8 protein-coding genes and 1 tRNA gene are annotated in these 12,312 nt (G+C 43.9%); all 9 read left to right on the forward strand.

Translation table 11 applies throughout. The features are described 5' to 3' along the window. Positions 1–280: 280 nt before the first annotated feature. The 9 genes from M2135_RS13020 to M2135_RS13060 all read left to right on the forward strand — a co-directional run bounded on the left by M2135_RS13020 (position 281) and on the right by M2135_RS13060 (position 12,262). A complete protein-coding gene (locus M2135_RS13020) occupies positions 281–1,111 on the forward strand; it encodes an MBL fold metallo-hydrolase (protein WP_280748954.1) in 831 nt (276 codons plus the stop codon). Between the two features lie 59 nt (positions 1,112–1,170). Further along, positions 1,171–3,651, forward strand: a complete 2,481-nt coding sequence (locus M2135_RS13025; RefSeq protein WP_280748955.1) for a prolyl oligopeptidase family serine peptidase — start codon at positions 1,171–1,173, stop codon at positions 3,649–3,651. Between the two features lie 127 nt (positions 3,652–3,778). After that, positions 3,779–4,198, forward strand: coding sequence for a PH domain-containing protein (locus M2135_RS13030; RefSeq protein ID WP_280748956.1), 420 nt, complete (start codon positions 3,779–3,781; stop codon positions 4,196–4,198). A 34-nt stretch (positions 4,199–4,232) separates the two neighbouring features. Further along, positions 4,233–5,585 (forward strand): dihydrolipoyl dehydrogenase, encoded by a 1,353-nt coding sequence (gene lpdA / locus M2135_RS13035; protein ID WP_280748957.1) that lies wholly within the window; start codon positions 4,233–4,235, stop codon positions 5,583–5,585. 657 nt (positions 5,586–6,242) lie between these two features. Continuing rightward, positions 6,243–6,315: transfer RNA gene (locus M2135_RS13040), tRNA-Gly, on the forward strand. A 419-nt stretch (positions 6,316–6,734) separates the two neighbouring features. Further along, positions 6,735–7,361, forward strand: coding sequence for a hypothetical protein (locus M2135_RS13045; RefSeq protein ID WP_280748958.1), 627 nt, complete (start codon positions 6,735–6,737; stop codon positions 7,359–7,361). A gap of 7 nt (positions 7,362–7,368) precedes the next feature. Then, positions 7,369–8,811, forward strand: a complete 1,443-nt coding sequence (locus M2135_RS13050) for a leucine-rich repeat domain-containing protein (protein ID WP_280748959.1) — start codon at positions 7,369–7,371, stop codon at positions 8,809–8,811. Between the two features lie 349 nt (positions 8,812–9,160). Beyond that, on the forward strand, positions 9,161–10,213 hold the full coding sequence (locus tag M2135_RS13055; RefSeq protein WP_280748960.1) for an SPOR domain-containing protein: 1,053 nt from the start codon (positions 9,161–9,163) through the stop codon (positions 10,211–10,213). 45 nt (positions 10,214–10,258) lie between these two features. After that, positions 10,259–12,262: a tetratricopeptide repeat protein gene (locus tag M2135_RS13060; protein WP_280748961.1), complete on the forward strand. Its 2,004-nt coding sequence runs from the start codon at positions 10,259–10,261 to the stop codon at positions 12,260–12,262. Positions 12,263–12,312 lie beyond the last annotated feature (50 nt).

Below are 12,312 nucleotides of genomic sequence, written 5' to 3' on the forward strand. Positions count from 1 at the left end.
ACCCCGGGTCGATCCGCTACGCTCCTCTTCACCCGGGGTTATGCACATTAAATCCCTGCGGGATTTGGCCTTTGGAAAACCTTCAATTCTTACACAATCTGAAGATAAATCTTTAATCGAATTCACATTAAAATAAGGATCATTTGACAGTAAGCCTAAGGCTGTGATTGAGGAGTATTTAAACTACGACAGGATTACAATTCAGAGAGAACACTTTTCGGCTCAGCTATTCACAAAACACTTTATAAGCTAAGATTTTGTACCTTTGAAATAAAAAACGATGGTTATCCGACTCATTGACACCGGATATTTTTATGCCGACGGAGGAGCGATGTTCGGTGTCATTCCCCAAACAGCTTGGAGCCGCCGGTATCCCTCTGAAGATAACAACAGCTGTGTACTGGCGATGCGTACACTTTTGATCTGCACCGATGAAGGGCGGGTGATACTGATCGATAATGGAGCCGGCAACAAACAGTTGCTTCAACTTGATTATTACCGATTCTTCAATATGTCTGACCTGCATACTTCGCTGCGAAATTACGGGATCGAACCGGAGCAAGTCACCGATATGATACTGACGCATCTGCATTTCGATCATTGCGGATATACGACACATCAACAAGATCAAAAAGAGAAGTATACACTCGCTTTCCCGAATGCCACACATTGGGTCGGGAAAAAGCAGTGGGAAAACTTCCTTCATCCCAACGCACTGGAAAGAGACTCCTATTTTCCGGAAAATATGCAACTTGTCGAAAAAGCCAGTCTACTCCAACTCGTCGAGTGCGATATGCAACTATGCGATTGTGTTCAACTCCGATTGTATGACGGACATACGCCCGCGCAACTGGTTCCCTATATCACGACAGCCGAACAGACCTTTGTTTTCGCAGGTGATGTGATCCCGTTAGCTGCCAGTATCTCTCCCCAATGGATCTCCGCTTATGACACCTATCCGGTGACCTCCTATACAGAAAAAATCAGGATGCTCGACGAAGCTGTTGAACAGAAACAGGCGATTATTTACTGTCACGATGCTTACACCAGTTGCTCGACCATAAAAAAGGTCAACCACTTTTATGTGAAAGACCAACTCCTCTCACTTTGAGTATCGCCTAAAAATATGTACTATTGCAAATCAAATAAAGATTAAATACTTACAGGAGCATGAAACACAAGTACGCCTTTTTATTCATCGCCTTATTCTGTTGCATAAATGCCTTCTCTCAGAAAATAACAGTAAAAAATTATTACTACTCAGGCCCTCACCCTATCCATATCCCTTTTATTGCCGATAGCACCAATGTGCAAGGACAAAAGTTCAATGACAAAGAGTTACTGAATACCCCCCTGTCGCTGAATCTGGCTACCCAAAAGGGAGAAATCAAAGAGACCTCTTCCGATGGGGAACTGATCTTATCCGCATCCGCATCTTATGCCCTGCACCTTGTCTCTTTCTATATTCAGAGCAACGGGTACGGAAAAGGCACCTTGACGTTGAAAGGCCCGGAACTGAAAGAGGTATATATCAATCAACAAAAACAAAATAGTCATTCAACGATTCCATTAACACTCGAACCTCAACAGTATGAGGTGGTGGTTAAATACCTGACAACCGGAAATGCTGTCGATACACTTCAAATAGTTCTTACACATGATGACTTCCTGACGGTTGAGGCTGGTCTCTTCAATAAAAGAAACTATACGTTAAGTGATGTCACGGATGGAAAACGCGTTCAGTCCGCTTCTATTTCGCCTGACGGTAAATTTGTGATCGTCAACTACAACGAAGTATTTCCCGGAGGACGGAATACATCATACACACACATCATAGACAGAACAAACGGTATGTTGATCCTCAACAGTGGGAATCGCCCGTTGCAATGGATGCCGCGTAGCAGTAAAGCCTATTACACCCGGCAAGGCATACATGGAAAAGAGTTAATCCTGGTGGATCCCGTAACGAAAGAGGAAACAGTTTCAGCAAGCAACTTGCCCGACGGGACTTTCCGCTTTTCTCCAACCGAAGATTTCCTTTTATTTTCCATTCAGGAAGAAGGACCATCAGAACGTCGTGATGTTCAACAGGTTCTGGTACCCGACGATCGTCAGCCGGGATGGCGGAACCGTTCGTTTATTCACCGCTACGACCTGAAAACGGGCTTACTCGAACGCCTAACATACGGTTACCTCTCGACTTCCATTCAAGACATCTCGGCCGATGGGAGATTTCTATTGTTCAGTTGCTACGAATCGGTATTGACCGAACAACCGTTTAGCCGTACCTCATTATACCAAATGGATTTAAATAGTCGCCAGGTGGATACGATTCTGCAAAGTGCGAAATATGTGGATAGAGCCTCTTTTGCCCCGGATGGGACACAACTATTGATCACCGGATCAGGAAATTCATTTGAAGGAATCGGTCTGAATACCCAATCGGGTCAGCAAGCCAACATAAGCGATGGGCAACTATTCCTGTATAATCCGGCTAACCAGCAAGCGACACCGCTAACGAAAGATTTCAATCCGTCTATCGATTACGCACGATGGAATCCCTTTGATAAACAAATCTATGCATTGGCTAAAGACCGTGATTATGTGCGACTATATACTATTGACCCGGTAAAAAGAACGATCCGGCAGCTCCCTGTACAGGAAGAAGTATTAAATAATATCTCTTTGGCCACAAACGCGCCGGCGATGGTCTATTATGGCATGAGTGTTTCTAATCCGCAACGGTTGTATGCGATGGATCTAAAAAAAGGAGCCTCCACCTGTCTGATAGATCCGGCACAGGAACTGATGAAGGATATTCAGTTGGGAGAAGTGCATGACTGGAACTTTGTCTCCGCATCCGGAGACTCCATTTACGGACGGTATTACCTCCCACCCCATTTCGATCCGAACAAAAAATACCCGATGATTGTCAATTACTATGGAGGAACCACCCCTACGGCAAGAGTCTTGGAGAGTCGTTATCCTTCACACGTCTATGCCGGCATGGGATTCATTGTTTATATCGTACAACCGAGCGGAGCCACCGGGTTCGGACAGGAATTCTCAGCCCGTCACATCAATGCGTGGGGGAAATATACCGCGGATGAAATCATTGAAGGAACGTGTAAGTTTTGCGAAACACATCCGTTTGTCGACCCAAAGAGAATCGGTTGCATGGGCGCCTCCTATGGTGGGTTCATGACGATGTATCTCCTGACACAAACCGACCTCTTTGCCGCCGGTATGTCACACGCCGGCATCAGCGACATTACCAGTTATTGGGGTGAAGGGTATTGGGGATATTCATACAGCGAGTTAGCCAGCGCCAACAGCTACCCCTGGAACGCACGGGAGATGTATACCCTTCAAAGCCCTCTGTTTCATGCCGATAAAATAAACACTCCCCTTCTTTTCTTACATGGTGCAGCCGACACGAATGTGCCTGTAGGAGAAAGTATTCAGATGTTTACGGCCTTAAAACTGTTGGGTAAAGAAACCGCCTTCGTTCAGGTGGAAGGTGAAAACCATCATATTCTGGATTACGACAAACGTATTCGTTGGAATCAAAGCATTTATGCCTGGTTCTTCAAATGGCTGAAAGATCGCCCTGAATGGTGGGAGGCCTTATACCCGGCTAAAAAATTATAGTTGAAGAAGGAAGAGATAGAAGTTAGAAGTTAGAAAATAGAAGTTGGGAGATAGGAGATGGGAATGAGTCGTATTCTTTTTTCTTCATTAATCTCAAGATCACAGTTCATTCAAAACAAAAAATAGTATGGAGAGAGAATTTAAGTCAAAAATAGGATGGTGGTACCACTTCCTGATTATCCTGATCATCGGAGGATGTATTGTCGCTTTTCTGAGTACAAATATTGGAGCCATGATCGGTATGTTGTTGATTGCCGCATTGGCTTTACATGCGATGATGAATACATACTACAGAATTACAACAGACGGGACATTGATTGCACATTGCAGTATTTTCCCGGAAAAGAAAATAGCTATTGCCGATATTCAGGCGTTAGAATCTACCGTTATGCCGATGTTCAGCTATGCGTTATCCATGGAACGGATTATGATCTGGATCGATGATAAGCCATGGATGATGGTTTCACCAAAAGAAAAACAAGATTTCGTCAAAGCTCTAAGGAAAATCAATCCGAATATTGTTATTAAAAAAGATAATCTCTTTTAAAGAAAATACGTAACACCATAAATCGACAAGACACATGAAATATGATGTAGCCATTATCGGCGGGGGACCTGCCGGATACACCGCAGCCGAGCGTGCTGCCCACGAAGGTTTATCAACCATTCTTTTCGAGAAAAACGCACTCGGAGGCGTCTGCCTCAATGAAGGATGTATTCCGACAAAAACATTGTTGTATTCCGCCAAATTATACGATAGTTTTAAACACGCCTCTAAATACGGCCTCTCTGTCGAACAGCCGGATTTTGATCTCGGACGCATCGTTGCCCGGAAAAATAAAGTAGTCAAGAAACTGGTTGCCGGCATCCGCATGAAGATGAACGATGGCGGAGTGACCGTTGTCAATGGCGAAGCCAGTATCCAAACACAGGGTGCAGACGGTTCACTCTTGATCGCCTGCAACGAGGAGACATTCGAAGCGAAACACCTGTTGATCTGTGCCGGATCCGAACCGGTTATCCCTCCTATTCCGGGATTAAGCGACACCGCCTACTGGACAAGTCGTGAAGCTTTGCAAAACAAAGAATTACCAGCTTCTATTGTGATCATCGGCGGCGGTGTGATCGGTATGGAGTTTGCATCGTTCTACAACAGCATGGGCTGTGAGGTGCATGTGGTAGAGATGATGGATAAGATTCTCGGTCCAATGGACAGGGAACAGTCCGAAATGCTTCAAGCCGAATATGCCAAACGGGGTATCCGGTTTTACCTCAAACATGCAGTCACGGGTGTGGATGGAAACAAAGTGACCGTCAAACATGAAGAAGAGACAATGGTTTTAGAGGCAGAAAAGATACTCGTCAGTGTCGGACGCAAGCCGGTAACCACTGGTTTCGGTCTGGAGAATCTAAACCTGGAGTTACACGGCAAAGGCATTCGGGTGAATCCTTTTATGCAAACATCCCTTCCGAATGTATATGCGTGTGGTGATATCACCGGTTATTCCCTACTGGCACATACGGCCGTTAGTGAAGCCGAGGTAGCCATCAAACATATTGCCGGAAAAGCCGACAAAGGCATGAGCTATAAAGCAATTCCTGCTATCGTATACACCAATCCGGAATTAGCCGGAGTCGGAAAAACAGAAGACGAACTGCAAGCGGCCGGTGTAAAATATACTGTGAAAAAACTACCGATGACCTACTCCGGTCGCTTTGTGGCCGAGAATGAGCTCTTCAACGGACAGTGTAAAATCCTCTTAGGCGAAGAAGATCAGGTGCTTGGTGTACATCTGTTGGGCAACCCATCTTCCGAGTTGATTGTACTGGCCGGTATCGCGATCGAAAAAGGAATGACGGGTGATGAACTTCGTTCGTTTGTCTTCCCCCACCCGACCGTAGGAGAGATTCTTAAAGAGGGATTGTTTATTTAAAGAGGACTCGTTTCATTTTGTCAAAATGTCAAATAAACCTCGCCATAAGCACGTATATCACGGGTAACATCCTTCAAAGAACAAATATCGCCTTCTCACACGATTCACCACGAACAAAAAGAGCGCTTTTCAATCGATAAACAGTGAATTATCAACCCCCTTCGGAGATGATCGCAATCATTCTCCGAAGGGAGTTATCCGACCGGCCGGTTCGACAGAAAAATGTCAGTTGAAAACGGATCGATATTTTACGGCTTCCAGCCGGAAAACAGGCCATTTTCAGCGCGTTTTTTTGCCGTTCTCCCCCATAAACAAAAAGAATCCAGGGAAACACACAAAATCATTCAAATGATTTTAGTAAAGGTTCTCAATGTTTTTAAAATTCTTTTAGACAACTCCAAGTGATCATCTGCATCATTTGGAAGAGTTCCTGTTTTTTTCACTTCACGCGACCCCAAATAGGGGCTATTGAGGGCTATTTGACCGTATATACAGACTTTATGGGTTAGTAAATATGTGAATTTAGCATCATAATGACAGCCTTTCGCTTATATTGTTTCACTTTGTCACTTAACTCAAAGAGAACCAATCCGAAAATTCGTATCACTTTCGACTATTTTTTTCAAGGTCTTTTTTGTATCTTTGCATACAACATACGCGAAAGTAGCTCAGTTGGTAGAGCACAACCTTCCCAAGGTTGGGGTCGCGGGTTCGAACCCCGTCTTTCGCTCCGCTCCGAAAAGGATACTCTAAAGAAATAAATTCAATCCGAAGATAAGGTGAAGACAAATCTTGATATGAAATTCATGCAAAAACCATCTTTTTGTTTGCAAAAACAAAGTAAATCACTCAAAATGGAGGAGATATGTAATAAATAATACGATAAATTTTGTATTAAATCTAAAAATTATTCTATTTTTACGCCAGCTACTTATACAAAAAAAGGGAAAATTTGAACTTTACCCTGCAAACGAAAGAATAAACCAGTGATCAGAACACAACTATCGATAGTTGAATTACTTGTAGCAGACCGGTTATACGCAATGCTCAAAAAACACCAACAGACAGCAACCGTTGCTACTGACGGTCATTGTATATCACGTCCTCCTTCCCGCTACTACTACATAAACCACCTAAATAAAATAACAAATGAAACGAGCATGTATTCTTATTTTGACTTGCGTATTGGCAGCGGTTAACACTGCCGTTGCGCAAGATGGAGAGGATTCTCCTAAACGAAACACATACCTGAACGTTGGATATGTGTTTCAACAACTCAAGGGTGTAGACAACAATATGCTATTCAACAGCGACTATGGAGTATCATTCTCCATCGGCCACACGTACTATCTGCACCGCAAACCGATTGCTAACCTGATGAAGGTAGGACTGGACGCGACCTTCTTCGATCTCAACGTGGCAGACTACACCGACTACAACTCGCGTCACTACAATGATGGCGAAGATAGCGACCGCACTATGCAAATAGCGGCCGGTATGCAGATAGGGCCATCACTGACATTCTTCCCACCGGTCAATGAATTGAAAGGGCATCTCTACGTCCGCTATGCACCATCGTTCTCAGGAATTGTGGCTAATGAGGACTTATACGCTAATTATGCAGGCTTCTGGCTCTCTGGCTTGGCCGTATCTTACAAGATGATCTCTGCCGGAATGGAACTCCGATGGGGGTCGGCCAATTACAAAACAGGAGATGAGGTAAAAGAGAAGTGGCAAACACGTGCCACAAGGTATTATGTAAGTTTTAGATTTTGAGAATATTATGAAAAGAACAGTTATAACAATGGCATCCTTGCCGTTAATGAAGACATTTAAAAATACCCTGTTGGTATTGTTTTGCGTGGTGCTTGCGGGCTGTAACTTGATAGCCGAAGATGAACCGGACTGGGATAATCCGCCACCGGACACCGAAAATAACTTCCGTATATACAACGGTACGTTAATGGGTTATAATGGCCACGGCGGAGATATAACTATCCCTTCCGGGGTGGTCGCCATCCACATGGAAGTATTTGAAAACAACAAGGCCATCACCTCTGTGGTAATACCCGAAGGCGTGAAAATTATCGGTATGTATGCGTTTTACAACTGCACAAATCTGAGATCAGTCAGTTTGCCTTCCACATTGCAATATATAGGAAGTCAATCTTTTACAGGATGCACTGCACTCACATCCATCACGATACCGACTTCAGTAAAAGAGATCAATTACGGAGCCTTTGAGAATTGCACGGCCTTGAATACGGTTTCGGTAGGATGGGGCATGCCTTTGTATTCGGCCGAATATGCCTACGACGATATTTTTGATCTGTCAGCGATGACAGGAAATATAATCCCTGACGATTTTCGTGGAACTACTTATACTTATCGCTTCGCTGATGCTGACATTTTTAGCAATGTCGACCTGAGCCGTGCCACCTTAAAAGTGCCGAAAGGAGTAAGTTTTCGATATGAAAACACTCTCGTATGGAACAAATTCGGAACGATTGTAGAAGATGCCAATATAACCATACCAGCCGATGGTATTACAACGAAACCACAGGCACACAGCGCTTACGACAATCAAAGCGGAGGAATTTACAAAGGGGTCGTGGCAGGTACTACCGGATCATTTATGATTGACCTGCAAGGCACCAAACCGCAAGCAATGCTCTTCTATGACGGCATGCTTACCGACCTGATGAAACCATGGGGAGATGAAATTTTCGAATCCGGCCAGGCCATAGATTTATCATTCTTTGCCTTCTGTGGAGAGAATAATGGAGTTTCAAATACTGTATATCTCACTTTTAGCGTTGAGGCCGACGGCAGTAACCCGCAAGTCCGTATATCGGATATGAAAAGCGAAAAGATGGTGACTGTCGTAGAGAAAGAGACCTCTACGATGCATATTGAAGTCTACGAAGGCACATACTCTGGCGTGGTAAACGACTATGGCACTACCAACGGCATGTTCAACGTATTAATCAAAGGGGATGAGATAAAAGGGCTAAGCTGTTCGAATCAAGATTTTATGCCTTATACCTTGATTGGAACGATTAGCGGCAGCGACCTCTCCGTAACAGGCACGGACGGGAAAGAAGAAACACCACCGCTTATTATCACAGGCACTATCGCAAGCGGTACCATCTCCGGTTCTTATAGTCAAAATTTAGGTGAAGAACGCATGAATAACGGCACATGGTCGGGACGAAGACTCTTTTGAACGACCTATCGACACAAGCAAAACACGACGTCTAACCCGGATAACAAAAAAGAGAGCTGTTCTTCTCAGAGCAACTCTCTTTTTTTGTAAGGAACGGTAACCAATAAAAAAACCGTTCACCTGATGTTTATCATCTTACATGCTTACAATATTAGCAAAGGATTTTGGTCATAGCGATTATACTAATAGTGTCATATTCTTCACAATGCAAAGATAGGGCGAGCGGCATCCCTCCGCAATACCTATAAATGAGTAAAAACAACACGACTCACTACCCATCTTTGGTGATGCTCTGATAATTTTCAAGGCAATACTTGTTAATTCACCAAAAAAATCTTATCTTTGCAGTATGCATCGAATAGCGACACATATCGAACACTTGTTATTGATACATGATTGTGTGATCATTCCAAGCTTCGGCGGATTTGTTTTGCAATCCGTATCCGGAGAGTACAATGCGGATGAACACAGCTTTACACCTATGTGGAAAGAGGTTGTTTTCAATACGGCATTACAACATAATGACGGATTGTTAACCGAGTCATACATGCAAGTATACGGTGTCGATTTTCAAAAAGCCTGTCGGATGCTGGAGGAAGATGTTCATGAGTTGAAATCGGTATTAAAACATTACCGGAAAGCGACATTCGGTACGGTTGGATCATTTACAGTCGGTACGGAAAAACAGATCATCTTTCAGCCCAACAAAAACGAATCGTTCGATATCAACAATTACGGATTGTCGACATTCACACTTCCTTGTTTAATAGTTGCTCCGGAAGAAAAAGAGACACACGCTTTCCCGGCAAAAACCCACAAGAGAGAGAGACTTCATATCCCGATCAATCGGCGCTTTATACAAACAGCCGTCGCCTCAGCTGCTGCTATCGGACTGTTCTTATTGGTATCCACTCCCGTGAAAGAAGTGAACCAATCAGCATATACTGCCAGCTTTATTCCTTCGGAGATTATATCATCTACGGTTTCCACACCTGAACCTGAGCCTGTCATTGATTTGCCGGAAGAGGTCGTTTCGGAAGAGATGGAAGTCGTTTCGGAAAATACGCTTGATGCAGTAGCTGTTGAAACAGAAAAACCCGCTACAACATTCACTCCGGTTGAAGAAAACACCAACACGGTTGTAGAAATCGCCCAGCCAGAGGCACCCAAACCACTGATGTATCATGTGGTTATTGCCAGTTTCCCATCGGAGAAACAAGCTAAACAGTTTATTAATCAGGCCGACCGCAATCGTTTTCATACGATCGACATGATCTACCGCGACAAGAAATACAGAATATACGCCGACAAATTCGACAACCGGCAAGAAGCTGAAACGTATATTGAACAGCTCCGTTTAAATTCGGCTTACCGGGATGCGTGGGTGTTCACAAGCAGGTAAAATAGCGCCTATCTCTTAACCAGTCACATTTAATCTGTTGTTTTTTTGGAATTTCAATTAGACACAAACAACAAAGAGTTTCAGGATGCGTTGCAACTGATCACGCATACCCGTCAATCGGTCTTTCTGACCGGAAAAGCCGGGACAGGTAAATCTACATTTTTAAAATATATCTGCTCGCAAACCAAAAAGAAACATGTCGTATTGGCACCTACCGGCATCTCAGCCATTAATGCAGGAGGGGTAACTTTACACTCTTTTTTCAAATTACCCTTCCGACCGATTTTGCCCGACGATCCCGATCTCAGCCTGAAAAACGGACGTATTTTCGATTTCTTTAAATACCGGAAACAACACCGCAGAATTATCGAACAGGTGGAATTAATTATCATCGATGAGATATCCATGGTTCGCGCAGATATTATCGACTGCCTGGATCGTATTTTACGTGTTTTTTCAGGACAGATGCGACTACCATTCGGCGGAAAACAGTTGTTATTTGTCGGTGATATCTTCCAATTGGAACCTGTAGTTCCGAATGATCAAAAAGAGATTTTAAGTCTGTTTTATGCCAGTCCGTTTTTCTTTTCGGCGCGGGTGTTCAAAGAGATCAACCTTGTCCCGATTGAATTACAGAAGGTATACCGGCAGACCGACTCGACTTTCATCAATATATTAGATAATATCCGGACGAATACGATCAAACAGCAGCAGTTGGAAATACTGAATGCCCGTTATTTCCCGTCGTTTGTCCCCCGAAATGAAGATATGTATATCACCTTAGCGACGCGGCGCGATCAGGTAGACTTCATTAACGAAAAAAAACTGGCCGAACTGCCGGGAGAGGAGTTTATATCAAAAGGCCGTATTGATGGAGAATTCCCGGAATCATCCCTACCGACGCAACTCAACCTCTCCATTAAAGAAAATGCGCAGGTGATCTTTATCGACAACGATCCCGACCGAAGATGGGTGAACGGGACAATCGGCATGGTGTCGGGCATCGATGAAAATGGGAACATCTACGTCGTCCTTGAAAGCGGAGTAGAGTATCTGGTAGGCCCAACATCCTGGAGAAACTACAAATACAAATACAACGAAAAAGAGAAACGGATAGAAGAAGAAATTGTCGGCACGTTTGAACAGTTACCCATTCGGCTCGCTTGGGCCATCACCGTACATAAAAGCCAAGGACTCACCTTTCATCGAGTCGTCATTGACCTTACCGGAGGGGTTTTTGCCGGAGGGCAGACCTATGTAGCTTTAAGCCGATGCATCTCATTGGAAGGAATCGTCTTGAAGAGTAAGATATCCTTACATGATATTTTTGTTCGAAAAGAGATTGTCGCATTCAGCCAGGTATTCAACAATCAGCAATTAATCGAAAAGAGTCTGCAGGAAAGTGAAGCGGAACTAAAATATGCAGAGGCACTCAAACTCTTTGACTCCGGTCAGATGAGAGAAGCCGTCAATGCCTTCTCTATAGCCGTCGGCAAACGAAACGAACTGACAAACCCGATCGTTCAACGGCTACTGAGCGCCAAACTGCAAAAAATCAACAGCCAGCAAAAACAGCTAAAAGAGCTACACAAACAGTTGCACGAACAGCGCGAAATTCAGAAAGAGTATGCACGTGAATACTATCTGATGGGCAATGAATGTGTCACAAAAGCAGGAGACCTACGCGCTGCCATTCGAAATTTCGACAAAGCGTTAACACTTTATCCCGGTTATCTGGACGCCTGGGTACGAAAAGGGATCACATTAATGGATTTAGGAGAAGACTTCGAAGCCCAGACCTGCTTAAATAAAGCTGTCAAACTGAATGCACACTCTTTCAAGGCACGCTACAACCGGGGAAAATGTTTATTGCACCTCAAATATCACGAAGAGGCCATTATCGACTTCCAACATGCAATAAGTATAAAGCCGACCCATATTGCTACTCATGAATATCTTGCAGAAGCCTTCAGTGCAATCGGAGATAAAGAAAATGCACTTCTCCACCAGGAGATGGCCGATCGTCTGCGCCAGTCCGGAAAGATTTAGTCCAAAATTAACTCGTATTCTTATGCCACGAATATATAATTTCATAATTT

This window comes from Parabacteroides sp. PF5-9 (genome assembly GCF_029893105.1).
In the GTDB taxonomy this organism is placed as follows: domain Bacteria; phylum Bacteroidota; class Bacteroidia; order Bacteroidales; family Tannerellaceae; genus JARXWG01.

Coding starts and splice junctions, on each gene's coding strand:
- M2135_RS13050 (WP_280748959.1), top strand. CDS start 7,369: ATGAAAAGAACAGTTATAACAATGGCATCCTTGCCGTTAATGAAGACA.
- M2135_RS13030 (WP_280748956.1), top strand. CDS start 3,779: ATGGAGAGAGAATTTAAGTCAAAAATAGGATGGTGGTACCACTTCCTG.
- M2135_RS13025 (WP_280748955.1), top strand. CDS start 1,171: ATGAAACACAAGTACGCCTTTTTATTCATCGCCTTATTCTGTTGCATA.
- M2135_RS13045 (WP_280748958.1), top strand. CDS start 6,735: ATGAAACGAGCATGTATTCTTATTTTGACTTGCGTATTGGCAGCGGTT.
- M2135_RS13055 (WP_280748960.1), top strand. CDS start 9,161: ATGCATCGAATAGCGACACATATCGAACACTTGTTATTGATACATGAT.
- lpdA (WP_280748957.1), top strand. CDS start 4,233: ATGAAATATGATGTAGCCATTATCGGCGGGGGACCTGCCGGATACACC.
- M2135_RS13020 (WP_280748954.1), top strand. CDS start 281: ATGGTTATCCGACTCATTGACACCGGATATTTTTATGCCGACGGAGGA.